The organism is bacterium (genome assembly GCA_030583725.1).
Lineage (GTDB): Bacteria > Patescibacteriota > Microgenomatia > UBA8517 > UBA8517 > JAUYMM01.
This window is the reverse complement of record CP129472.1, coordinates 672,340-697,107: the sequence shown is the minus strand read 5'-3', so window position 1 is coordinate 697,107 and position 24,768 is coordinate 672,340. Positions and strand designations below refer to the sequence as shown.

18 protein-coding genes, 2 tRNA genes, 3 rRNA genes and 1 other annotated feature (1 of these 24 only partly in view) are annotated in these 24,768 nt (G+C 37.9%); of the genes, 4 read left to right on the top strand and 19 right to left on the bottom strand.

Going from position 1 to position 24,768, the window contains the following annotated elements; translation table 11 throughout:
- Window positions 1-36 precede the first annotated feature (36 nt).
- Genes QY322_04060 through rho form a run of 3 tightly spaced genes read right to left on the bottom strand, consistent with a single transcriptional unit; the run spans window position 37 to window position 3,072 of the window.
- A complete protein-coding gene (locus tag QY322_04060; GenBank protein WKZ25527.1) occupies window positions 37-735 on the bottom strand; it encodes an SIMPL domain-containing protein in 699 nt (232 codons plus the stop codon).
- 21 nt (window positions 736-756) lie between these two features.
- Window positions 757-1,839: a peptidoglycan DD-metalloendopeptidase family protein gene (locus tag QY322_04055; protein WKZ25526.1), complete on the bottom strand. Its 1,083-nt coding sequence runs from the start codon at window positions 1,837-1,839 to the stop codon at window positions 757-759.
- 21 nt (window positions 1,840-1,860) lie between these two features.
- A complete protein-coding gene (rho, locus tag QY322_04050; GenBank protein WKZ25525.1) occupies window positions 1,861-3,072 on the bottom strand; it encodes a transcription termination factor Rho in 1,212 nt (403 codons plus the stop codon).
- 369 nt (window positions 3,073-3,441) lie between these two features.
- Between rho and QY322_04045 the strand changes: the two genes are divergently transcribed.
- Window positions 3,442-4,446 (top strand): hypothetical protein, encoded by a 1,005-nt coding sequence (locus tag QY322_04045; GenBank protein ID WKZ25524.1) that lies wholly within the window; start codon window positions 3,442-3,444, stop codon window positions 4,444-4,446.
- Between the two features lie 366 nt (window positions 4,447-4,812).
- Here the strand turns inward: QY322_04045 and QY322_04040 are convergent, their stop codons facing one another.
- The 3 genes from QY322_04040 to QY322_04030 form a co-directional block, all read right to left on the bottom strand.
- Window positions 4,813-5,226, bottom strand: coding sequence for a hypothetical protein (locus QY322_04040; GenBank protein WKZ25523.1), 414 nt, complete (start codon window positions 5,224-5,226; stop codon window positions 4,813-4,815).
- A gap of 78 nt (window positions 5,227-5,304) precedes the next feature.
- Window positions 5,305-6,030 carry a sortase gene (locus tag QY322_04035; GenBank protein ID WKZ25522.1) on the bottom strand — a complete coding sequence of 242 codons (726 nt, stop codon included), beginning with the start codon at window positions 6,028-6,030 and terminating at the stop codon, window positions 5,305-5,307.
- Window positions 6,027-7,160, bottom strand: coding sequence for a hypothetical protein (locus QY322_04030; protein WKZ25521.1), 1,134 nt, complete (start codon window positions 7,158-7,160; stop codon window positions 6,027-6,029). Before QY322_04030 ends, QY322_04035 begins: the two co-directional genes overlap by 4 nt.
- Before the next feature lie 516 nt (window positions 7,161-7,676).
- Between QY322_04030 and QY322_04025 the strand changes: the two genes are divergently transcribed.
- A complete protein-coding gene (locus QY322_04025; GenBank protein WKZ25520.1) occupies window positions 7,677-8,333 on the top strand; it encodes a hypothetical protein in 657 nt (218 codons plus the stop codon).
- A gap of 3 nt (window positions 8,334-8,336) precedes the next feature.
- Here QY322_04025 and radA read toward each other — a convergent pair whose 3' ends face one another.
- From radA to QY322_03975, 10 genes are all read right to left on the bottom strand, one after another.
- Window positions 8,337-9,650 (bottom strand): DNA repair protein RadA, encoded by a 1,314-nt coding sequence (radA, locus tag QY322_04020; protein ID WKZ25519.1) that lies wholly within the window; start codon window positions 9,648-9,650, stop codon window positions 8,337-8,339.
- A gap of 18 nt (window positions 9,651-9,668) precedes the next feature.
- Window positions 9,669-9,932, bottom strand: coding sequence for a hypothetical protein (locus tag QY322_04015; GenBank protein ID WKZ25518.1), 264 nt, complete (start codon window positions 9,930-9,932; stop codon window positions 9,669-9,671).
- Window positions 9,933-9,970: 38 nt separating this feature from the next.
- Entirely contained in the window at window positions 9,971-11,092 is a 1,122-nt protein-coding gene (locus tag QY322_04010; protein WKZ25517.1) for a S1 RNA-binding domain-containing protein, read from the bottom strand.
- A gap of 47 nt (window positions 11,093-11,139) precedes the next feature.
- A 5S ribosomal RNA gene (rrf, locus tag QY322_04005) occupies window positions 11,140-11,256 on the bottom strand.
- Window positions 11,257-11,384: 128 nt separating this feature from the next.
- Window positions 11,385-16,231, bottom strand: a 23S ribosomal RNA gene (locus QY322_04000).
- Between the two features lie 286 nt (window positions 16,232-16,517).
- A tRNA-Ala gene (locus tag QY322_03995) sits at window positions 16,518-16,590 on the bottom strand.
- A 305-nt stretch (window positions 16,591-16,895) separates the two neighbouring features.
- Complete coding sequence (locus tag QY322_03990; GenBank protein WKZ25516.1) at window positions 16,896-17,135, bottom strand: hypothetical protein; 240 nt, start codon at window positions 17,133-17,135, stop codon at window positions 16,896-16,898.
- A 3-nt stretch (window positions 17,136-17,138) separates the two neighbouring features.
- Window positions 17,139-17,210 (bottom strand) — tRNA-Ile (locus tag QY322_03985).
- A gap of 31 nt (window positions 17,211-17,241) precedes the next feature.
- Window positions 17,242-17,658, bottom strand: a complete 417-nt coding sequence (locus tag QY322_03980) for a PIN domain-containing protein (GenBank protein ID WKZ25515.1) — start codon at window positions 17,656-17,658, stop codon at window positions 17,242-17,244.
- Window positions 17,648-17,902: a hypothetical protein gene (locus QY322_03975; protein ID WKZ25514.1), complete on the bottom strand. Its 255-nt coding sequence runs from the start codon at window positions 17,900-17,902 to the stop codon at window positions 17,648-17,650. The genes QY322_03980 and QY322_03975 overlap by 11 nt, the downstream gene beginning before the upstream one ends.
- Before the next feature lie 76 nt (window positions 17,903-17,978).
- Here QY322_03975 and QY322_03970 point away from each other — a divergent pair, with 76 nt between their 5' ends.
- Both QY322_03970 and QY322_03965 read left to right on the top strand, forming a co-directional pair.
- Window positions 17,979-20,099: a type IV secretion system DNA-binding domain-containing protein gene (locus QY322_03970; GenBank protein ID WKZ25513.1), complete on the top strand. Its 2,121-nt coding sequence runs from the start codon at window positions 17,979-17,981 to the stop codon at window positions 20,097-20,099.
- A 113-nt stretch (window positions 20,100-20,212) separates the two neighbouring features.
- On the top strand, window positions 20,213-20,557 hold the full coding sequence (locus QY322_03965) for a hypothetical protein (protein ID WKZ25512.1): 345 nt from the start codon (window positions 20,213-20,215) through the stop codon (window positions 20,555-20,557).
- A gap of 434 nt (window positions 20,558-20,991) precedes the next feature.
- Here QY322_03965 and QY322_03960 read toward each other — a convergent pair whose 3' ends face one another.
- From QY322_03960 to QY322_03950, 3 genes are all read right to left on the bottom strand, one after another.
- On the bottom strand, window positions 20,992-21,426 hold the full coding sequence (locus tag QY322_03960; GenBank protein ID WKZ25511.1) for an LAGLIDADG family homing endonuclease: 435 nt from the start codon (window positions 21,424-21,426) through the stop codon (window positions 20,992-20,994).
- A 506-nt stretch (window positions 21,427-21,932) separates the two neighbouring features.
- Window positions 21,933-23,324 (bottom strand): 16S ribosomal RNA (locus tag QY322_03955).
- 180 nt (window positions 23,325-23,504) lie between these two features.
- On the bottom strand, window positions 23,505-24,353 hold the full coding sequence (locus tag QY322_03950; protein ID WKZ25510.1) for an LAGLIDADG family homing endonuclease: 849 nt from the start codon (window positions 24,351-24,353) through the stop codon (window positions 23,505-23,507).
- A gap of 49 nt (window positions 24,354-24,402) precedes the next feature.
- Window positions 24,403-24,768, bottom strand: a sequence feature (16S ribosomal RNA rRNA prediction is too short) (it continues 446 nt past the right edge of the window).

Here is a 24,768-nt window from a genome sequence, read left to right as displayed (position 1 = left end):
TTGTTTCAATAGCCAGAGCTTTCAACGAAGTTGAAATCACCACATTTTATAACTAACTGAAACAACCTTGGAGATTTTGATAAGACCGTCATCTGGAGAGATATTCATTTCAACTTGAGATGCAATATCTGCTTTAGTTGTAACAGTTGAAGATGGCTGGGTCTGGGATTGTTCTATTAAAACAATCTTTCTAATAGGTTTTAGGTTGGATAATGCAATTGAACCAGCTTTTTTCTTGGCATTTTTAATTGCCAAATTGTATGCATCTTTTTCCAACTCTTCAATGTTCCCTACTGTTAATATTGGCTGCGACACAATTGAAGCACCTTGAGAATACAAACTATTTGTGATTGCATCAAGATTATTTATCTGGTTTGTTTTTAATCCCATTGATATAACTGCCTGAAAACCCGTAGCCCCAACTGTCACCGCAGAGGCTGGAACTACGGTGGCTTGCGACTCATACAAACTGCTTTCTGGTATTCCACTAGTTGCCAGATTCTGTTTAATGGATGTTGCCAAATTTTTGACTAATGCTAATGCGTTTTGAGGGCTATCGGAGTTTACTGAAAGAGTAAAAGTCATTGTTGCAGTTTCAGCAACAGCTGTAACTTCTCCAGAACCTGTAACAGACACAATCATAGGTGAAGTAATCCAGGAATATACAAAAATAAGAAGTAAAACTGCTAAAGTATAACCTAAATACTTTTTCCAAGGAAAAAAGGCAGATTCCATATATATTTAAATTGTATTGAGTTATCTTAAGACTGTCAATGGGTTTAGTTTAACTCCATTTTTCATAACCTCAAAATGAAGATGTATTCCTGTTGATCTTCCAGTTGAACCCATCTTACCAATTGCACTACCCCTTGAAACAGACTGGCCGACAGATACAAATAATTGTGAGAAGTGGGCATAGAGTGTGGTAAATCCATTGCCATGGTCAATTTTGACGTGACAACCATAACCATAGGCCAAACATCCTGCATAGGTAACCCTTCCTGAATCTGCAGCTAAAATGTTTGGTGATGCTCTATTGGCGATATCAATTGCTGGATGGTACCAAGCATAGTTTTGAGAGATTGTTCCGTTTGTTGGCCATACAAAGCTTCCAGAGGCAACAACCGATCCCGCATCAGGAGTTAATTGTCTTATCCTTGGATTTGTTATTATCTCCTGTGGTTTAACTCCATCTGGAACTATTACAGTCTGTCCAATGGCTAATTCAAATGTTTCGTCGTTACTAAATGTATTAAATGGAAAATCTACAATGGCCTGAGCTGCAGAGTCATATTTTTTAGCAATTGAATAAACAGTGTCACCCTTATTAACTTTGTGGGCAATCCCTGAAACTGGAAGAATTTGGATGATTTGTCCTATTTTTATTTTATCTCCCGATATATTATTCTGCCACCTAATAGTTTCTGCATCAACACCAAACTTCTTAGATATTGATGCAACGGTATCACCCTCTTCAACTTTATATTCCTTAATTCCATCTCTTACCTTCTCAGAAACTAATGTTTCAATAGCTCCCGTCTCTGTGGTAGCAGACAATACTTGAGGTGTTGACTCAACTTCCCAAGGATTAACAGAAGTTCCAGGGAACTCTTGTGCAATAACTGGAGCAATCATCATACCAACTCCAGCTAGACCAGCCATTCCCGTATGTATCAGTTGTCTTGCCATTTTACCCCTTTGCTTATAAAGGGCTGTAACAAAAGATGACTTGCTTTCTTCAAACCGTAAAAATGATATATGAAGTTTTTTGCCTAGATAGTTACCAAGGTCGGCAAAAAAAAGCTTTAACTCATCAACAAACGCAAGTATTTCTTCCATGGTAAAAGACATTGTACCAAATTATGCAGTCTTTAAGGAGTCTAAAAATTTATCGTTGTCTTTTGATTTTGCAAGTTTGCCTAGAAGTGTTTCTGTTCTCTCATCTTCATTTAACATATCAATCATTCTGCGAAGTGTATTTACCTTGACCAACTTGTCTTTCCCAAAGAGAAGTTCATCCTGTCTCGTGCCTGACTTACTAACATCAATTGCAGGGTAGACCCTCTTTTCTGCTAATTTTCTGGTCAAGTGAAGCTCCATATTTCCTGTACCCTTAAACTCCTCATAGACTAAGTCATCCATCCTAGAACCTGTTTCAATCAAGCAAGTTCCGATAATTGTCAGACTTCCAGCACCTTCAATCTTTCTGGCAGCCCCAAAGAATTTTTTGGCTGGGTATAGCGCCACTGGGTCAAAACCACCTGTTAATGTCCTACCCGACGTAGGAAGTGCCAAGTTATATGCTCTAGCCATTCTTGTAATAGAATCGAGAAGAATTACTACATCACGGCCTTCTTCAACCAGTCTCTTTGCTCTTTCTAAAGCTAGTTCTCCTACTCTTGTTTGGTCAGCTGGAGCCTCGTCAAAATTACTTGCGGCTATTTCTCCTTTACCATCTGTCACTTTTTGCAAATGACGTAGTATATCAGTTACTTCTTCTGGTCTCTCACCTATTAAAACTGCCATTAAGTGAACTCTCTCTTTATAATTCTCAGCAATTCCTGTAATCAAATCCTTAACAAGCCAAGTTTTTCCAGCTTTTGGAGGAGAAACAACTAAAGCTCTTTGGCCAAAACCTACAGGGGCCACCAAATCAACCATACGAGTTGTTAAAATATCTTCAGATGTTGACATTTTAAGCTGTTCATCTGGGTAAATAACCATCAACTCATCAAAGTTGGCCCTAGTTTTTTTCAAAAATTCCTCAGTTTCTATATCATTGACTTTTTCAACTTTAAGTAGTCCCCAATATCTTTCATTTTCCTTTGGTCTTCTGGCCTGGCCACCCACTTTATCCCCCACACGAAGATTAAATCTTCTAATTTGTGAGCTTGAAATGTAAATATCATTATTACTGCCTGTGAAGTTTTTTGGACGCAATAAACCACTACCCTCATGGGCTATATCTAAAACGCCCTCAACATACTCTGTTGGGAGATCTGCATCAGGAATACGTCTTTCGTATGTCTTCCCGACTGAATCGGATGTTCGTACTGGCTCGTCGTTTTGCATGAATTAAAAATTAATTTGGACGAAGCTAACTTAACTATTTTGATTATATGGACTTTTGAACTAATGTCAAGAATGAAATAAATTTCACCCACCTTTGTCAAAATCGTTATACCTCATAGTAATTGACATTTGAGTATAAATGCTATAATATTTCCTCATACATTAGCAGAGGTTTAGTCAATCTTTTTGCTTTGACCAAGACCCTTGTTTTTTGTTTGTAATTTAGTACTTTGAAAATTTAACAAGAGAAAATTAAAAATTTGGGTTAGCCAAATTGTGCTTGATTATTAAATTATTTCGAGCCCAGCTAGGCTAACCTAAATCAAAAATGGGAACTAAGGAACCCCGTTCGGGCTAGTCAGAAAGTTTGTGTTTTCGCGAAAAAACAAAATTCAAACAAAAGAGGTAAAGAAAATGAAAAAGATTCATGTTTTTTTGGCGATCCTGACGATCGTCATCCTTTCGACTTCAGTGGTCGGCATTGTTGCCGCCGCTGGACAAGAAACTTGCCCTAATGGGGGTGGGTGGACCAAGGTCGATTCAAGTGACCTGTCCCAATACCCTGTCAGTGGTGCGACGGATTACTGCTTCAAAGCCGGAAGTGATAATAGTCGGGGTTGCACTGGCGGACTGTTTGACTCGTGGCCACAGCCTGCAGGAACATGCGGTTTGAGTCATTGGAGCTATTACATTCCACCTGAAGAACCGGTGTGTGAGAATGGCGCGGATGATTACCCAACCTGCACTCCACCTGAAGAACCAGTGTGTGAGAATGGCGCGGATGATTACCCAACCTGCACTCCACCTGAAGAACCAGTGTTCTGCACAGTCAAGGGCTTGGAATTCCTCGACGCCAACGACCCCGCTTGCCGCTGGGTCCCGCGCGAGCCAAAAACCTGCGCAAACTGCGGGCAAGGACAAACCGAAGTAGTCGAAGCAGGCCAGCTGGTCTTTTTCCACGGCAACACAAAAGACTGCTTCAGCGACTGCGATCGCTTCATCGTTGCTGTGGCTCTTCAAAGTTTTGGTCTCAAAGTTGATGAAACACCGCTTGAAGATATTACCGGTGCCACGAAAACCAATACAGATGAAGGGACTGTCTACGTTTTTCCCGCCGAGTATTATGGCAAACTACAGATTGAAACTCAAACGGAATTCAGCGAATTTGTTCACTATTCCGTTTGTTCGGTTTCGGTCGGCAGCTGGGCGGTCAAGGACGGAAGCATCATCACCGTCCCCGGAATGACAGCGACCGATATGTCAGTGTATTTCTGGGAACAAGGATATTTTGGAAACTTCCTTGACTCCTACGACTACACAGTCGCCAACTGGTATGCCGGACGTGTTGGAACATATAGCGTTCGAATCCCGTAAACGTTTCGGCAACAAAACAAAGACCCTCGCGGGAACGATAAGACCTCGCGAGGGTCTTGAAGAAATTATTGAAAGGAATTCGGATGGATCCAATTGATTGTTTATTTACAATCCATTGAAAAAATCAACCTAATGGTTGATGCTCTATATCGAATTCAAATTGTTTGGGGGAAATTCTCTTGTTGAATTATTTTTTATGAACGGACACGTTAAGTTAATTTGATAGCAATATCATCAAATTAGCACGTGTCCGTTTTTGTTTCACCAGCCTCAAACTCCAATTGACAAAATGTGATATAATAACAATTAAGAAAGGACCTCGGCGAGGAGTTTATACACTCCACTATAGCGGAGGCCTTTTTTTGATTAATCGCCTGTTGAAAATACTGACATGAAGTAAAGCTTCTTTTTCTTTTTATCTTCTTTAATTTGTACAAAAAATAATTCTTTTTGCTTTGTCAATCCTCCAAATCTATATAAAATCTCGTTTTTCTTGTTTGGATTTACTCTTGATGAAGGTTTGTTTCTTGAATTGGCAATTAAATCAAGCGCGCACTCAAAATATTTTAGTCTTGATATCCTTTCCGTATTTCCTTTTTGATTTAAATGAACCCAAAAATAATCAAAAAATACTTTTTGTTTCTTAAAATAAGGAGATCTAAGATATGGCTTTCTTTTCGTCTGTTTTTCAATTGTATTAAACAGTCTCCTTACTTTCTTATGTATATCACGATCATTTGATCCTGTTATCCTAGAAATTTTTGATTGATAAGCAATCATGTATAAATATTATTCCGAAACATGTTGATAATCAATTTTCGAAACTATGAGTCTTAATTTATTTTAACTACAGGATGTTTACTTTACTGGCACGGCTACTACTACCAATCTATTCCATGTTGTCCCAGGGGGGTCACAAGTTTGTAAAATCAATTCCTCACCTCTCCCCTCTCTTTGTAGCCACGAAATATCTTCTGGTTTAGTAATTACTTTTTCTGTAACTTCATATTCATATTTTTTATCTAAAAAGTAAATTTCTATAATATCTCCCTTTTCAAGCTTACCTAGAAGATAAAAGACTGCATTATATCTAGCAAAATTTAAAAATGAATCTGTTGAGTGAGAAAATAAATAAATACTTTTATCTTGACCTGGGAAATACGTTCCCTTAGCGTGGGCTATTCCATCTTGTAGAGCTTCCATGTATTCTTCCTTTTTACCAGGGTCAACATTTGAAATAACATTTGCCTTAGCATTAATTTTTGGAATATGAACTGAAAAATATGGGTCAATACCTAAATTGTTAGCTTCTTCTTTTATTATTGCGCTGTTTTCTGCTGTTATTTGTGAAAGCATGTTACCAAACCTGCTTGATTCTGTATCTGTTTTAAATCTATATGAAAACTCCTCTTTAATTACAGGGTAAAAACTAAAAGTAATTCCAATAACTGCAAATCCGAGCAATCCTCCTCCTATAACGTTTGTGGCACGATACAAGAACCTACCAAACTTACTTATGGATATATAAACTTGGCCTGAATTTTTGCCCCACTCACTACTGTAAATTAAACCGTTTGATCTCATTTAAAACGCCTTAACTTTATCAAATAATATCCAAGTCCACCAAGGCCTAACAGAGCAAAGAGATGATTAAAGCCTGTTTTTGGTAAAACTGGAGGTGCAGTCACTCCAAGCACTGGTGGTGAAGTTGGGCTATCACATTCACAACTAGCTGCACTAGGGCACGATGGGTTTCTACAAAAACCTGAGGATTGACCGTTATCAATATAGCAAAATAGATTTCCTTGACAATTTAAGTTACTGCCACATGTTCCATTACAAGAATTTGGCACTCCAGTTGGCGTAACAGTTGGAGTACTTGTTGGTGTGATTGTAGGGGTCGTAGTTGGTGTTGGAGTAGGTGTAACGGTTGGTGTGATTGTAGGGGTCGTAGTTGGTGTTGGAGAGGGCGTAGGGCTAGGTGTTGGGCTAGGTGTAGGTGTTATCGTTGGTGTAGACACTGGAGCAGGAGTGTCTGTTTCATTATTGCAACCACAAGTACTCATATATGTCCCAGCATAATCTCCCCCATCAATTTGGATTGTTCCGCAGAAACAAGCAGGTGGTCTACCTTGACCAAGATCCTGAACAGAGTTATATCCCACACAAGACTGGCCAGTACTATATCCATTTTGGCCCACAACACATCTATAACCACCGCTTCCACTTCCACCACCACCAACTTTAACAGATATTCCCTGTTCAATTGCTGCCTCTATACAACTCGCTGCAGTGTTTGGAGCACAAATTGAAACTGATTGACCTTGTTGATTAGTTACACTACATCTTACTTCATTCAAAGCACATCCAGCCTGTCCTGGATTATTATTGTTCCCACCTAAATAATTATAATTTGTACCACAGAGGTTGTTGCAATAAACTCTACCCTTACCCATTTCACCTCGGCAGTCATCATAACAGGCATTTCCAGTTGATGCGGTGATGTTTAATGATTTGTATTTTATTGCTAGCCCTGTTCCAAGAAGAAGTGAGGCTAAAATGATAGCTATGTTTAATCCTATGACACCCTTCTCGCCATACTGACGGAACATCTGTTTAAATGAGCATGGCATATCAGCGTTCAATTCATCCATAGGTCTGTAGACCGCGGTTTTCTTGAATGCTGTTATAAATGCTCTATCTGCCTTATCCATTTAATGTATAATTGATGACACGTAAAATAATGTGGGCAGAAGATTTTATTAACCTTAGGAAAGGGTAGTATACCTGCCCTGCACACCACCCTTCCCTAAGACCAACAAAGTCTGTCCCGAGCCTATTGGGACCAAAAGACTATTGACAAGATTTTAATTAGACACTAGTCTAATTATGATTTGTCTTACATTATTAGGTTTTATCCTGTCCTTAAGATAAATTATTAACTTAAAGAGCATCTCTACTCGTGGCGAGTCCCCCTGCTTAGCAGGGACAAAACCCAGCGGTAACGATGCTCTTTTTGCTTTTATCGTGCGATTAAAACTAAACTAGTGACAGTATAATACTTATTTATTTCATTTGTCAAACCCCATAATAAAGATGTGTGCTGAGTTTATGTAAGCTTATAGTATCTTTGATATATAATGTCCCGCATTTTCGGGACTTTATATAATTATATATTTGGGGAAATAAATTGTGGATAAGTTGTGTATTAATTACAAATGGTGTAACATATGCAAATTATGAAAGATTTTGCAGTGAAAAGAACTGAACAATTACTAGTTGATAAATTTCGTGGAAACGAAACTTTTAAAGAAGGATTACGTTTTTACTCGGTTATCACCGAAGAAGAAATGAGAGATGTTGTGGCTCCAATAGTTACTGCTGCTAAAAAGATTGCCCCGGCTGTCTGTCAGCTGGATAAATCACCCGAAAAAAGAGGTTTTATGCTTGGTATAACCAAAAATATAGTCTCTTTTCCAATGGTTTTTATTGAAGTTGGACATGTTTGGGCTAAGGATTTTAATTTTGGAACAGACGGCAAAAGGGCCAAGTATGTTGAGTTTGCTCAAAAAAAAGCAAGGGTAATCAGACTAAATCCTGGATTTATATCTTCAGGGCAAAATTTAAACAAAACACCTGGGGAACGCTTACTGTCTGATACTGGAATTGATATTCCAGACGGTGCACTACTATTTGGTGATTGGATAATAAGCGTATCCGCATTTAAAAATGCAAAACTCGACACTGCGGCATCATTGTCAATAGCAACAGGCGCAAACCTTGTAGATATCGATGCAGCGATAAGAATCGCAAAAAGCCCAGATGTTAATTGCCAAATATTTTTGGATAACCTAGATAAAATATATACCGAACCGATCCTACATTAGTTTTTATTTTAAGTATGATTTTATAACTTGGAAGAGGTATTTGAAGTCTGTTGAGGTTACTGTATTTTTGAATCCTAATCTTTTTGCATCCTTTATTCTTTTATCCTGTGATTGTACTGGCCTAATTTCTCCCAAGAGACCAACTTCACCAACTGCAAGAAAATTGATAGGAAGTGCTTTATCAAAAAATGCACTAGCAATTGACAGACAAATAGCAAGATCCATAGATGTATCATTGGCTTTTATGCCACCTGCAATGTTTACAAAAACATCCATATCATATGTTGGAACGTTTGCACGTCTAAAAAGAACTGCCAACAACATCTCAAGTCGCTTTGAGTCAATACCTTGTGCAACTCTTCTTGGAAAGGCCATTTTTGTGGGAACAACTAATGATTGTATTTCTACTAGGATAGACCTTGAACCCTCAGCCAGGATCGAGACTACTGAACCAGCCACAGCAGTTTTACTTCTTTCTAAGAATAATTTCTCTGGGTCGTTTAAAGACTTAAGCCCCTTGTCTTCCATTTGAAATATTCCAACCTCGTCTGTGGCCCCAAACCTATTTTTTACAGACCTTAGTAACCTCAAGCTTGACGTCTTTTCGCCCTCAAACCATAATACTGTGTCCACAATGTGTGCAAGTGTTGATGGCCCTGCAACAGTCCCCTCTTTGGTTACATGACCAACTATGATCATGGGAATGTTGTTTTCTTTGGCAAACCTTAATAGTCTTGCTGCACTTTCCCTAACCTGACCCACAGAACCAGCCATACCAGAAAGGTCAGACGTGGACATCGTTTGAATAGAGTCGATTATAACAGCAGACAAACCATCCTTTGATTTTGAAAGTTGATCAATAACACTATCAACATCAGTGTTTTCCAAAAAGTCTATGTTTTTGTTTTTTATCCCCAATCTCTCTGCCCTAATTGCAACCTGAGTTGCAGATTCTTCTCCTGAAACATAAATTGTTTTTTTTAAATTATTTGCAAGTTGAAGTAAAATTGTTGATTTTCCAATACCTGGGGTTCCAGCAACCAATACCATCTGGCCCGCAACCAGACCACCACCCAAGACCCTATCAAGTTCAGGTATATTTGTTGAAATTCTTTGCATCTGACTGGTTTTTATATCAGTCAGTTTCATAACTTGTGGCTCACTAAGCTTTGAGGAAGCCTTCTTTGACTTTGATTTTCCTGTAATTCTTGCAGATTCAACCAAACTATTCCATGAATTACAAACAGTACATTTTCCCAACCACTTTGAAAACTCATTACCACATTGTTGGCAAACAAAAATAGAAGTATTAGACATAATGAAGATTATATACTATTACGAAGACCTTCTTTCACCTTTTCCAGCACCTTCACAATAAATAACACCATGTGTACCATTTCTTGTCCCAAGACCTACATTCAAGGGTCTATAGGCAGCACCTATTTCGCCAAAAATATTTTGAGTTCTAATATTACACTCTATTTTTGTACATTTCCATTTTGGATGACCATAAAAAGATTCTTTTCCTTTTTTTAAATTTATCGATATCTTACCATCTGGATCTAATACTAAACAAGGAACTTCTTTTCTTTTTGCCATACAGCGATTATATCACGCAAAATTTTATTTACAATATTTTACTTGTAGCCTACAGGAATTGAAGTTAAGACCAAACCTAGCGCAATTTTTCTTGACTTTGTATCAATTTCTTCTATATAAACTTTTACTTCATCACCCACTGAAAACTTTCTTCCTGGGGCAATTTTTGTCATATGAACAAGGCCTTCAATGCCAGGCTCTAACTCAACAAAAATACCAAAGTCTGTAACTTTTGTTACTTTTCCAGAAAGTCTATCTTCTGTTTTAAACTTTTTATCAGCTTCCATCCATGGATCTTTGGTTGCATTTTTAATAGAAAGTGCAAGTTTTCCATCTTTGGTACCAATTACCTTTACTTTTATTTTGTCTCCAATTTTTAACACATCTGAAGGATGGGCTACTTTGCCCCAAGATATTTCTGAAACGTGAACCAAACCCTCTATCTCTGATTTACTAAAATTGATTTTTGCAAACACTCCAAAATTTGCAACCGTGGTAACCACTGCATCGAACAAATCTCCGTCTTTGATGGAAGATAATATTTTCTTGGCTTCTGCAATATCTTTTGCATTCGTTACTTCTCTTTCAGAAAGAACTAACTTATTTTTTTGTCTATCTACTTCGATAACTTTAGCCTTAAAATATTTACCAACTAGTTTATCAATATCAGCGGTTAATTCTTTTGAAAGTTGTGAGGTTGGAACAAAACCACTAATTCCATTGACATCAACTGAAACACCTGAAGAGGTTGAGGATTTTGCCAATACTGCAACTTCCGTACCATTTTTAAAGGCTTCTTCAACACCTTTCCATGAGGCTTGGGAAACAGCGTCACGTAAAGATAGTAAGGTTGAACCATCTCTCATTTCTGGAACCAAAACTACTGCTGTTACTTCATCCCCCACCTTTAACTTTGAAATATACTCGCGAGCTTCAACAAATGCCTTTTCAGCAACCACACCTTCTGCCTTTCCTTTAATATCTAGAATTAGCGATTTTGAAAGTTTCTGAATAACAATACCTTTTACCCTTTGTCCAAGTGAAAGATTTTTAATAGAAGAGTTATGTTTAACCAACAAATCAGCCATTGTGACTGATTTAGATGTCGAATTGCCAGTCTTGCTGGCCAAGCTTTGCTTATTTTTTGTTTTTGTTGCCAAAATTCATGTCCTACCTTTCTTTTTTGTATTCTATCAGAGTACCTAAGTCTTGGCGATGACGTATTTTCGCGGTAGGTTGCCCCACAACTATCGTCCGCGCTATGGCGTTTTACTTCTGAGTTCGGAATGGATTCAGGTAGTTCCACCACGCTCAAATCACCAAGACTTAAATACCCTGACAACTGAAGGATAATTTTATACTAGAAATAATAGGTTTATCCACTACTTTGCTACGCAAAGTTTGAATAAACATTTGTTAATCGTTAACACCATATACCTTGTATACAATGTTGTAAGGTTTTCTTCGACCAATCCGTAAAGTTAAGCTTAACGCCTTACGGCGCTTCCACCTACTTCCGGTTATACCCGATATTCTTTCGGGGGTCTCTCGTCCTTTCGGACTACGAGTTCTAATCTTTGGGTGGGCTTCCCGCTTAGATGCTTTCAGCGGTTATCCCTTAGGAATGTAGCTACCCGGCGCTGCATCTGATGACACAACCGGCACACTAGGGATTCCTTCATCCAGGTCCTCTCGTACTGTGGACAACTCCCATCAAAACTCGAACGATCCCACTGGATAGAGTCCGAACTGTCTCACGCATGTTATTCAACTATTACTAGTTGCATGGACTATATCTTCATCCTATTCCTGAAATTTAGGTTACTTTAACCATATTCCTAGGTCTTTCTAATAGGCGTCGACGTATTGCACCAATTAATTTGATGCCTCTTCTTTCGAATCAGTCTCTACGGGATACAAAATCTAAAAAGATTTTGTCTTACCCTCGGTATTACCCAATTAGACTCGGACGAATCTAATCTAGGGTTTCACCGATTTTAGTCGATATTTACTCACATTATTACTAATGTGTAACGCAATGTTATTTACGTTCTGAACCCAGCTCGCGTATCACTTTAATGGGCGAACAGACCAACCCTTAGGACCTTCTCCAGCCCTAGGATGTGATGAGCCGACATCGCAAAAAACCATATTATTTACATAATAGCTTGACTATACCTTCATCCAATTAAAACATCTTGGATGTCAACGTGTTATGGAATACTTCCATCTGTTCCTTCAAGCGGAACAAGTCGATACGGGGTTATATCGAGATTTTGTACAACATACTAGGAATAATAAATTTCTTTATCATTCCAAAAAGTATTTTTGTACTTTCTGTGGTAATTCTTATTCTAAAATACTTTTTATCTCTATTTAGCCTAGAGTTGATTCCAATTAAACTTAATGAATCCATTAAGTTTTCTTGGCTTTTGCTACTAAACTTTTGGGTATTAAAATAACAGCTTCTATAACTTTTGTTGCCATCATCCATATACCAAATAGCTAAAGTAATTGGAGTTAAAACAATTCCTTTCGGAACTATCTTTTCCTTTCCTTTGTAAAAAATATCGTAAAATTTAGTTAATTCTGGTATTGATTTGGTGAAAAATCTATAACCTATCCGATCTGCATTTCCTCTATAACTAGAGGGTTTTGTTAATACTAAATCTGTTAAAATTTCGTATTTCCAATCAACATATTCTTTTTGTTTATAAGAATGTGTTATTTGCAAATGAGCGTTGGTTTTCTTTCTCATGTAACCATCACCCAAAATTGAACCTAAAATTACTTGTTTCTGAACTCTCGATAAACTTCCCACGGTATTACCCTTTCATATTAATATTATCCGAAAATAATACGAAATGAAATAAGGTTTCACCGTTATGAGTTGAATTTTTGTTTAAATTACTGGTTGAATTTAAACACAGCATTCTGAAATCACTTTCAGAAGACCCCGATATGTTGAGGTAGCGAACCGCGCCGTCGATATGGACTCTCGGGCGCGACTACTCTGTTATCCCCGGGGTAGCTTTTATCAGTTAAGCCCCGTCCCTCCCATGAAGGATCGGGGGATCACTAAGACCTACTTTCGTACCTGCTTCACCCTTCGGTGTTGCAGTCAAGCTGGCTTATCTCTTTGCAGTTACACTACGATTTCCATCCGTAGCAAGCCAACCTTTGTGCCCCTGCGTTACACTTTGGCAGGGTACCGCCCCAGTAAAACTGCCCATCTAGCACTTTTCCCTTCCCCGTCTTCAGGGGAAATGAGTAAGTCCAATAATTTCTAACGGGAGGTATTACACTGATGCTTTTAACGGCTCCCTCCTATACTAGACGATCAAAAATTATTAAGACAATGCCAAACTACAGTAAAGCTCCACGGGGTCTTTTTGTCCAAGTGGGATTAGGCCGCGTCTTCACAGCCAACGCAATTTCGCCGAGTGAATCCTCAAGACAGTTGCTAACTCGTGACGCCTTTCGTGCGGGCCAGAACTTACCTGGCAAGGAACTTCGCTACCTTAGAACAGTTCACTAATGTTAATTTTGATTCGTTAGATCAAATTCTCATAATCGCTTAATGAGGTCGGACTATATCATACTCAATTCGATAAAAACTGAGTCTCGGCGTGTAGTCTCTGGGGATTCCTAAATTGGAAAAACATCATTTATACTGTATTTTCTAGTTCTACCTTTACCTTCATTTATTTTTTCTCGAAGATTTAAAATCTCTTTAAGTCCTGATTCGTTTCTGTGTTCTCCTCTTTTTACAAGGTTAGAAACTTCACAGAAAATAGAAAAATTTCTTTTCTTTGATTCTGAAAGTAATGGATATTTTTGAAAAAATGGTATAACTTTTTCAGTTATGTCATCTACGTTGGTAACATCAAAAGAATGAAGATTATCAATTTTTCTTGTTTTAATAATTCCACAATTTAATATTTCTTGAATCAAATTCAAAAGAGAAACATCTTTTTGTGAGATATTAAAACTCAATACTACTTGCCAACCCAATTTGTAATCAGGTTTCTTTCGTAATGATATATTGAAACTTCCTTCTCCTTCAGTAAATCCAGAGATGAAATATCCTATGTTGTCCTCATTTAGGCCTTTCCTGCTGATTGTCCGCACTGATCGCATTGTCACCATATATAAATAATACACGGTAGCGTCAGATACTTCAACCGTTCATTGATTCTAAATCAACGTAAGTTACGGTTTCACGGATATTCCAGCATATAGCCAAGTTTTGCGTCATTATAGACGGTAGGATTCGATACCTACGTAACTACAATGTTGTTCATAGTTACTGCTGTCGTTTCACCGGAGCTTTGGTTCAGAGCAAGTACAAATAAATTTGCACCACCCCTCCCTTTAACCTACCGGCACTGGACAGGCGTCAGCCTGTATACTTAATCTTTCGATTTTGCACAGACCTGTGTTTTTGATAAACAGTCGGTCAGCAAACTTTAGGTGCCTCCCATCCTATTACGAATAGGAAACCCATCTCCCGAAGTTACGGGTAGTTTTTTTGCCGAGTTCCTTAAGGATCCTTCTCTCGATCGCCTTAGTATTCTCTACCAACCCACCTGTGTCGGTTTGCGGTACGGCTAATTATGGCTCTCACTACGAATTTTTTCTTGCAAACTGAAATGTTTATAATCTCCCACCTCGCGGCGGAATTTACATCGTTGCTCAGGTTAAAACGCTCTGGTAGATTTTCTAGTCAGAACTGCTTTACAACTTATACCCCAATCAATAAGGGGCTACAATATTCCTGTTCGGTTATCCCTAGTTAATAACGATCCATAAAAAATAGTTGAATTTTAACAACTTGTCCTTCGGCTACGCCAGTAAACTGACCTCACCTTAGGTACCGATTAACCCGTCGTGGACGAACCTAGCGACGGAAACCTCGGGTATTCGGCGGACGGGATTCTCACCCGTCTTGTACGCTACTCATGCCTGCATTCTCACTTCCATACGCTCCAACAAACCTTACAGTTCATCTTCACTGCATATGGAACGCTCCCCTACCACTTGATCCTAGACGAATCTAAAATCAAATCTCTAGCTTCGGCACCATTTTTAATCCTCGATAAATCTTAGGCGCTCCCTCTCCAAATCGACTAGTGAGCTGTTACGCTATCTTTAAAGGATGGCTGCTTCTAAGCCAACCTCCTAGCTGTCTAAGAGAGAAAACTTCCTTACAAACTTAAAATGGATTTAGAGGCCTTAGCTGAAAATCTGGGATGTTTCCCTTTTGCCATATCAGCTTAGCCCGATATGACTGTCTACCATGCTTTATTTATTAAGTATTCTTAGTTTGGTTGGATCAACTCAGTTTCCCTCGATGACTCATCCAGTAGCTTTACCCCTTAATAACATCCATGGCGCGGTCCCTAAAGACCTTTCGGGGAGAACCAGCTATCTCCGAGTTCGGTTGGTATTTTGCCGCTAACCACAAGTCATCCCATATCATTGCAACGATAACGGGTTCGGGCCTCCTCCTTGATTTCTCAAGGACTCACCCTGCTCAAGGTTAGATCACTCGGTTTCGGGTCTCCCGGTTACTATTTTTTTCGCACTTTCATACTTGCTTTCGCTTCGCCTCGACAGTATTACTGTCTTAGACTAAATAGTAAGCGAGAACTCGCAGGCTCATTCTTCAATAGGCACGAGATCACAAAGAATTGCTTCAATGCTCTCTCGGTTTGTCCGCAGATAGTTTCAGTTTCTATTTCATTGGGTGTCTCACCCTTCTTTTCACCTTTCCCTCACGGTACTAGTTCACTATCGGTTCGTATTTTTATTTAGACTTGGAGGATGGTTCCCCCGGATTCGCACAAGATATTTGTCTCATGCTACTTGGGAAATCCCTAGAGCTATTTTTAATTTCGTATACGAGATTTTCACTCTCTTTGATCAACCATTCCAGATTGTTCTACTATTAAAAATAGTCCCACATTGGGCTCCCGCAACCCCCAGTACCATACAAGTATGGACTAGGTTTAGTCTGTTACGCTTTCGCTCGCCGCTACTAACGTAATCTCTTTGATTTCTATTCCTCAGCTTACTTAGATGTTTCAGTTCAGCTGGTTCCCTCAAACACAGATATAAATTAAATAAATTTAATAATTTTTCTGTGAAGTCACCAATAAAATTGGTGGGATTGCTCCATTCGGACACCGACGGATCAAAACTTCGTAGCAGTTCCCCGTCGACTATCGTGGCTATGTACGTCCTTCTTCGGAAAATACGACCAAGGCATCCACTATCTGCGTTAATGTAAAAACCTTACAACACTACATACTAGTAGTGTTTTAATTAACGGCCTTATTTCTAATCATTCTACATAACCGGACAAAGGGTTATGTAGACACTTTACTTGCACAACATTTTACTAATGTTGTGCGTATTACTACATAGCGATTAGCTACGTAGCAATTTTTTTACCACACGCTTTCGTGTGGCAAGTTTCTTATCCTTCAGTTGTCAAAGTACTAAAGTGTTCAATTAGTTGTTAACTGTTAATCACTAGTAAACAAAATTACTAATTAACCAATAGTTAACATCCAATCGCTGTGGACCGTGGGAGATTCGAACTCCCGACCTCTTCATTGCAAATGAAGCGCTCTACCAACTGAGCCAACGGCCCTAAAATAATCAGTTGGCCAAGCTTGCTTACCAACTGAGCCAACGGCCCAGGTTGTAAACATCTTGCGCTTCACCTTGGGCAAAACATTAATATGTCAAAAAAAACCGGCTCTTTAACAAGAGTCGGGTAATTCTAAAGTATAAACGAAGTTTGAAAGCTTCGCGTATAAAAACTTATTTGTTATCTACACCCACGCAAAAATGCGTCTTGGTTTTGATTTAAATTAATTTTTTTCATTAAGTATTCCGAACTCTTAAAGACTAGTGTGTATTATATGGTAAGTTTGGGCTTTGGTCAAGAGCAACTTAGGCAATTCTTTTTGATTCAATCAAATCGCCCTTAAGGACAAGGCAACCAACTTTTTTAGCAGAGTATGTGTTGACTTGTGTTCCCTTGGAAAGTTCTATTCCCTCTTCCATTGTCAATTCAGATAGTTTGTCTCCCACCATATTATTTATACCATCTTTGGTATTTGAAAAGGCACTAAATAGTTTTCCAAACTGATTAACAACTTCAACACGAAAGCCTTGTCTAATTATTTCCATAGGTGGGTGATAATGGGATCGAACCATTGACCTCGTTCTTATCAGGAACGCGCTCTACCACTGAGCCAATCACCCTTCTAGCTTGACTATTTTAACATACGAAGTTCTAAATCGCATCAGAAAGAAGTTCTACTCCCATCTTCCTAAAATATTCATCAAATGAAAAAATATGTTTAATTTTATTTCTTTTCATTGCAATCACGTTTGAGCAATCTATAAAAGAAATATTTTTAGATTTAACTTTTGTGAAAAATTTCCTTGTTTCTCGATGAGTAGCCTCATCGATAAAAATTTCTCTTATGCTACTGTTTTTAAAATCTTTATACCAATCTATGGCTATTTCTTTACCAAGTTTTTTGGATATAACAGTTAATGTCTCTCCTATTACATCTGAAGATGTGGCCCATTTAATTTTGTTTTTGGATATATATTCAGAGATTTTTAATGCTTTTTTATGAGTGGAGTCTGTATTATCGCGGATTGTAACAAAAACATTTGTGTCAACAAAAACTTCAGAGATCATATGCATATTTATCATATTCGGAATTTCCAGGACCCGCAACTGCCTTTTTTGCTTGTTGTATCATAAAATCTGCACCAGATACCTTTTTAACATGTTTACCTTTTACGGATTTCTTCTGAATTTCAATGCCGGTTTCAAGTATTTTTCGATGCATTTCAGACATAGAAATCCCTTGCAACATTGCCAAATCAGCAAGATCCAAAGCTTGTTTTTCCTCAATTAATATTTGTCTTCGTACTAACATACACAATACTATTACACAACTTTATGTGATTGTCAATATACTATTCATAGATGACCGTTGGTTGTATAATAAAAATATGTCCCGTTTAGTTACAATTTCTGTCAAACTACCCCGCCTGCAAGAGGTTACTCCTGAGGCTGCAAAAACATTTCTTTCTACCTTGACTTCAATTAGTTCTGTTTCTTCATTTCAAAAACTCTTTGGAACCAAACCACAAGTATTATCTTTAGAACTAGTTACCGTAAATCAACAAATATTATTTTTAATTACTGTTGATGAAGAATTAGAAAGATTTGTGCAAACACAACTTCAAAGTAACTACCCATTAGTAATAATGCAAAAAATTAATGACCCACTACAAAGTCAATCGTTGTTTGTTAAAAATTTCAAACTTAAGAATGGTTCATATTATCCAATAGCTACATATGACAAGTTTGCAGACATTGACCCAATGGCTTCAGTCCTTTCTGTTCTCTCAAAAGCAGAGAGTAACGAAGTGTCCATGGTTCAAATTGCACTTGAAGCGACTAGTTCCTCTTGGCAAAGTAAAGGCAGTAACTATGCTGATTTTGGCACTAAAAAAGAAGATGGGACTTATACACCAAGAACGGACAAAAGTGTAATAGTTGAAAAAGTTTCTTACCCAGGATTTAAAGCATCAATAAGGGTTGCTTCAACCTCCAATAAAACCCTGAACGAGCTATCATCATCTTTGGGGGTATTTACAAGATCAGATGGAAATACGTTTACATCAAAAAAGGTTAGTCTTTGGGGTAAGGCCTCGGTTGTCGATGATCTACTTGACAGAAAAGTTATTGGAAATGACATTTTAAATATTTTAGAAATTGCCACACTTTGGCACCTACCATCAGACAAAATTAAAACGGCAACAATTGCTTGGGGCACATCAGTCCTATCTGAACCTCCAGAAAACTTGCCAAACGCAATTACTGCGACAGAAGAAGAGAAACAACATATTAACTTTTTTGGTAAAACAATATTTAAGAACAGGGACACAATATTTGGAGTTAAAGACATAGACAGAAGAAGACATATTTGGGCAATTGGAAAAACTGGAACTGGAAAATCAACCATGCTTGAAAACATGGCCATAGATGACATGAAAAAAGACAGGGGTATATGCTACATTGACCCCCATGGAGATGCTTGTGAAATACTTTTAGATTACATACCCAAAAGAAGAATTAATGATGTTATCTACTTTAACCCCGCAGATACTGAGTATCCAATAACTATTAATCCCCTAGAGGTTAGGAACAAGGAAGAAGCAGAGCTTGTTGTTTCAGGCTTAATGGCAATATTTACAAAGGTTTGGGCAAACGTCTGGTCTGCCAGAATGGAATATATTTTAAGAAATGCTTTTTTAACGTTAGCGGAAGTTCCAGGTTCCACACTTGCTGATGTACTTTCCTTAATTTCAAATCAAGGGTACAGGGCAAGAGTTGTAGAAAAATTACAGGATAAGGCGTTAGTTAACTTTTGGAGAGATGAGTTTGACAAAATGCCACCCAATTTACAAAAAGAGGCCATTGCCCCTATTCAAAATAAAGTAGGTCAATTTGTCACTTCTCCCATGATTAGACGAGTTATAGGTAGTCCAAAATCAACTATTGCCCTAGATGATGCGATGAACGAAGGGAAAATAATACTTGCTAATCTTTCTCAGGGAAGATTGGGTGAAGATAACTCTGCCCTACTCGGTGCCATGCTTATAACCAAACTTCAGTTGGTTGCAATGAGAAGAGTCAAAATTGAAGAAGAACAAAGACGAGACTTCTTTATGTATGTTGATGAATTCCAAAACTTTGCAACAACATCATTTATTAAAATTCTTTCAGAAGCCAGAAAATACAGGCTTTCCGTTATGCTTGCAAACCAATATATGGCCCAAATTCCAGAAGATGTACAAAAAGCAATTTTAGGTAACGCAGGAACTGTAACTTGTTTTGCCTTAGGTGCGTCTGACGCTGACATATTACATAAAGAATTTGCGGAGGTTTTCTCACAAAATGATCTTGTTAATCTTTCAAAATATCAGATTGCTATAAAAATGATGATTGATGGACAAACAAGTAGGCCATTTGTAGCCAACACCCTCCCACTACCTATATCCAAAAATCAAAACAGACAAAAAGTAATTGATGTCTCCAGATCCCGCTGGGCAACAAAGGTTTAACTGCAAAAATACCCTATAACTTGACAATGTGTGGTGGTGGTGGTGGTACCATTAGCCTCAGATTTCAACATTTGCGTTGAATATCATAATCCTATAGCACATTGGAGGCTAAAATGTTCAAGACGTGGTCGTTTAACAAGAATCACCCAGAAACGGGTGATGGAGAGGTTTTTCTGACTAATGTAGGTGATCGTGATCCCGAATTTCGTTTTTTCGATGAGGACGATTATCTGCACATTGGTTGGAAAACAAAACGCAAAGGTAATGTCGCGTACGATATCAACGGAAAAGAAGTCTACGGAATGAAGCCAGTCTTTGTCCAACGCAGTGAATTGGAAAAAGGTGGAATCGATCCAGACAATCTTTGGCCGGCGAATGTAAGTTATCGACGTATCATTATGTTTGTGGCTGGAGTCATTGTTATTTTGGCAATTATCGCATTTGCGATATTGAAATAGCTTTGACATCATAAAAACCGCCTAGGGCAATTTGACTAGGTGGTTTTTTATTGCCTATTTTCTCCAATAAAAAACCGGCCTTTCAGTCGGTTCAATACACTAAAAAACCCCGCATTTCTGCGAGGTTAGTTCTACTCTCTGTTTTATTTCAGTACAATCTTATTATCCAAGTTGCGACTAGGAACATGATTTTTAATGCCGTTTTTTCTTGTCCTTTAAACATTGCATCTTAAAAAAGGGGTGTATATTACAACTCCTTAGAAAGGAGGTGATCCATCCCCACCTTCCAGTAGGGATACCTTGTTACGACTTAAGCCTTATCGCTAAATTTACCTTCCTCCGGTAAAACCGAAGTTCGGGTACCTTTAACTTTACTGCCTTGACGGATTGCACTTTACTGAAAACTTTAGTGCGTTTCCACTGGACAAGCGGTGTTACCGCATCCAGCGAGTCCGATTATTCATTGTCGATTTTAATTTGATTATTTTACTAATTACTTTTGGATCTTTATGTTTATTTTGAAAAACTAAACTTACAACTTCCTTAAAAATAAGAAAATCTTTTTGTTTAACTCCCAATAAAGGGAACTTTTCAAAGAATGGAACTAAAATTTCTTTAAGATCTTTTATATTATTAACCTCATACCTGTAACAGGCTGAATGATTAATTCTTTTTTCATTTTGGTAATAAATTGCTCCACATTTTAATGTCTTTCGAACTTCTTCAAGTAATGGAAGATTATCTCCCCTTAGCTTGATATAAAAATGAGGCTCAACTCTTACTGTTTTGAATGGACCTTTTGGAAGTCTAATTCCAATGTAAAAACATCCTTCTCCATCAGTTAATCCGGTAATATAATCAGGTGACATAATCGGTTTGTCCCTTCACCGCTACGGTGATATATTAAAATATTACCATAAAACGACTACTACGAACAAGCTGACTTCCTAAAAAGCGTTTGTTTTCTAATCTTTTTAGGATCTCCAAGGGTCATTATAAATTCTGTTCTTTGCATGAACTTTAAGCTTTATCGTGGACAACTTCCTTCTGACCGCCCAACAGAAGTCGTCATAGCTTTTTTTAGTTTGAAGCTGTTAAGCTCCATTTACTTTAAATCCCTGCAATTTGCCTCAGGCCCTCCAGTTGATCAGTTACCCGACTCAACCTGCCGATTTTTTTTGGCTACGCTCCAATTGTTGTATTGGAGGCCGAGATTTGAACTCGGTAGAAATTATATGATTTTATGAAAAATCATATATCAAGGTTCAATTCAACCATGCAATAAAATTGCAGGCGTCTTGAATCTTGTTATAACTGCCTCGCGCGAAATTACCATTTGATATTTATATACGAATAAATACCTTCCTTGGCGGTGTGTACAAAAGGCGAGAACGTATTCACCGCAGTATAGCTGACCTGCGATTACTACCAATTCCACGTTCATGAGGGCGAGTTGCAGCCCTCAATCCCAACTGAGAAGCCATTTGATGGGATTAGCTCCGCCTTGCGGCTTGGCAACCCATTGTTGGCTCCATTGTAGTATGTGTGTTGCCCCAGTCATAAGGGCCATGCTGACCTGACATCGTCCCCGCTTCCTCCCGCAATAAATGAGGGAAGTCCCCTGAGAATATTTAACTCAGGGCAGGGGTTGCGCTCGTTACCCCACTGAAGGGAACACCTCCAATTATTTTATTTAAAAAATAATTATAATTTAGACTATACCTTCATCCTACTTAAGTTTTAAACCTATGTAGGAGCTGACGTTTGATACAAGCGTATTATCATGTATCTCTCCCTCTTAAATAAATAATATTTATGGGGATCAGTCGTTACGGGGTCAAAGAATCTTGTATAACATGTTGGAATGAATATATGGTTTAACAATTCCTAGAAATCTATTGACAGATTTCGCTGAAATTCTTATTTTCCCACTATTCTGAATTGTACTTTCCAAACCAAACTTAGTTAAAAGTAAGTTTTTAAGTACCTCCCTACTCTTTGAATCAAAATTGTCAGCAGAAATTTTAATATTTCTACCTTTATATATATTTCCATCATCCATATACCAAACTGCTAAAGCGAGTTTAGTAAAGTATTTTGAAAACTTAATAGGGAAAATTTTACTTCCTTCAGGGTAAAATTCTTCTCTTAATGGTCTGAAATATTGTCTGAGCCAGAATCTGGCACTTTTATATTCTTTTCCATATCTTGCGTCATACCTACTAACAAAAGTTGGTATGCCGTAAGCGAGATTGTTTAACTTTTTATACTTCCACATTAAATATGGAAGTTGTTTGATACTTTGTTCAAACTGAACTTTTCCAAGTTTAGTTATACAAGCATCTCCAAGCAAACAACCTAAAAGTATCTCCATTTGAAGATTGGAAACTTTTAATTTTAAATTCTTACGAGCAGTAAATTCCAGCATGTAAAATTCTCGACTTCCCTCGGGATTGTATGATTTTAGATTATACCTAATATAATCCGTAGTCAATAGTTCCCCCGATATGAGTCAGATTTCTCACACCAAATTACTTTGGTGGGTCGCAAAGTGTTATCTTACGACACGAGCTGACGACGGCCATGCAGCACCTGTTCAACCATTCAATATTTCTAAAGAATTTCTCTCTGTTTCCAGAGAAATGTACGGTTGTATGTCAAGACTGGGTAAGGTTCTTCGTTTTGTTTCGAATTAAACCACATGCTCCACTGGTTGTGCGCCTTCCCGTCAATTCCTTTGAGTTTTAAACTTGCGTTCGTACTCCCCAGGCGGCCCGCTTAACGCGTTAGCTTACGCAACGGACTCTTACGAGCCCATCGCTAGCAGGCAAAGTTTACGGCTAGAACTACAGGGGTCTCTACAGACCTTGTTATCAACAAACTAAGTGTTTGTTTACTACGATTCAACACGTAGTCTCATAATCGCTTATGAGATCGGACTATATCTTTATCCTCTAAACCTCGAAAGATTGATTATCTTTTTCGGATTTTTGTAAGAACCAATTGCGATATTTAACACATTCCGCTTTTCGACACCTTGCCAAAATTTAGAATTTTGTGTTATTTTTACACCTTCTATAAAACCAACTTTTTCTCTAAACTTATTCAACTCATTTCTGCCTTGAATAAGTATTTTTCCATCTCCCTTAATAATTTTAGATTCGATACCAAGAACTTTCAAAAGTTCGTGATAATCAATCTGTAATTGTGGATGCTTGCAAGCTAAATATACATTCCTAATCAAAAATTTGTATCCAAACTTTGATTTCGCTACGTATAAATTTATGCCACCATCACAACTAAAGGCAACTTTTAAGAACTTGCTCATTATTTTGAGATTAGAATTTTTGTTAAACGGTAATTTTGTCGAAGGATAAATTTCTTTACCATCTTCACTTTTAAAAACTAGTGTTCGAAATGTACCATATTTTGAATTTAAAAATTCTCCAGATGATGCACTATCTACAACTGCTCTGTAAAAAGGTTTTCCATTAACTTGTTTTTTAGATATTCGTACTCTTTTGGCATCTAATTTAAAAAGATTGATCATACAATTTTTAAATACTTGTATAATTATGTAAGAAGTGTTGCTTAGATAAAATCTCCATGCATTCTTACTCCTTTTAGATAGACAACCATCGGTGTATAAAATACCCAATAAAGTTGCTTCTATGTCAGACATTTCATTCTTACTACTAGTAGGATATTCGACATATAGTCTCTGAGGGTTTCTCTTACGAGATCTTCCCTGCTGATTGACTGCACTTAAAGCATTTTCAGTTATCAATTTGGGCATTAATTAAGTATTATCCGAATTAAAACCTAAGTCAACAACTAGCTTAAGATTCTCAGTTATTCCAGCATATAGTCGAATTTTTAAACCTTTAATTACTTAAAGGAGGAACTAGAGTTTATTACCCCATCCCTTTCGCTACTCTAGCTTTCGTTCCTCAGCGTCAGAAATTTCCCAGCAATCTGCCTACGCCCTTGACGTTCCTGTTGATATCAACGGATTTCACCCCTACACCAACAGTTCCGATTGCCCCTAAAATTCTCAAGTCTGGCAGTATTAAACCCCTTCCCCCGGTTAAGCCGTGGTCTTTGAAGTCTAACTTACCAAACCGCCTACGAAACGCTTTACGCCCAATAAATCCGGATAACGCTTGCACCCTCTGTATTACCGCGGCTGCTGGCACAGAGTTAGCAGGTGC

Coding starts and splice junctions, on each gene's coding strand:
- QY322_04030 (WKZ25521.1), bottom strand. CDS start 7,160: ATGGATAAGGCAGATAGAGCATTTATAACAGCATTCAAGAAAACCGCG.
- rho (WKZ25525.1), bottom strand. CDS start 3,072: ATGCAAAACGACGAGCCAGTACGAACATCCGATTCAGTCGGGAAGACA.
- QY322_03950 (WKZ25510.1), bottom strand. CDS start 24,353: ATGCCCAAATTGATAACTGAAAATGCTTTAAGTGCAGTCAATCAGCAG.
- QY322_03960 (WKZ25511.1), bottom strand. CDS start 21,426: ATGTCACCTGATTATATTACCGGATTAACTGATGGAGAAGGATGTTTT.
- QY322_04040 (WKZ25523.1), bottom strand. CDS start 5,226: ATGATTGCTTATCAATCAAAAATTTCTAGGATAACAGGATCAAATGAT.
- QY322_04055 (WKZ25526.1), bottom strand. CDS start 1,839: ATGGAAGAAATACTTGCGTTTGTTGATGAGTTAAAGCTTTTTTTTGCC.
- QY322_03980 (WKZ25515.1), bottom strand. CDS start 17,658: ATGATCTCTGAAGTTTTTGTTGACACAAATGTTTTTGTTACAATCCGC.
- QY322_04025 (WKZ25520.1), top strand. CDS start 7,677: ATGCAAATTATGAAAGATTTTGCAGTGAAAAGAACTGAACAATTACTA.
- QY322_03970 (WKZ25513.1), top strand. CDS start 17,979: ATGTCCCGTTTAGTTACAATTTCTGTCAAACTACCCCGCCTGCAAGAG.
- radA (WKZ25519.1), bottom strand. CDS start 9,650: ATGTCTAATACTTCTATTTTTGTTTGCCAACAATGTGGTAATGAGTTT.
- QY322_04035 (WKZ25522.1), bottom strand. CDS start 6,030: ATGAGATCAAACGGTTTAATTTACAGTAGTGAGTGGGGCAAAAATTCA.
- QY322_04015 (WKZ25518.1), bottom strand. CDS start 9,932: ATGGCAAAAAGAAAAGAAGTTCCTTGTTTAGTATTAGATCCAGATGGT.
- QY322_03965 (WKZ25512.1), top strand. CDS start 20,213: ATGTTCAAGACGTGGTCGTTTAACAAGAATCACCCAGAAACGGGTGAT.
- QY322_03990 (WKZ25516.1), bottom strand. CDS start 17,135: ATGGAAATAATTAGACAAGGCTTTCGTGTTGAAGTTGTTAATCAGTTT.
- QY322_03975 (WKZ25514.1), bottom strand. CDS start 17,902: ATGTTAGTACGAAGACAAATATTAATTGAGGAAAAACAAGCTTTGGAT.
- QY322_04060 (WKZ25527.1), bottom strand. CDS start 735: ATGGAATCTGCCTTTTTTCCTTGGAAAAAGTATTTAGGTTATACTTTA.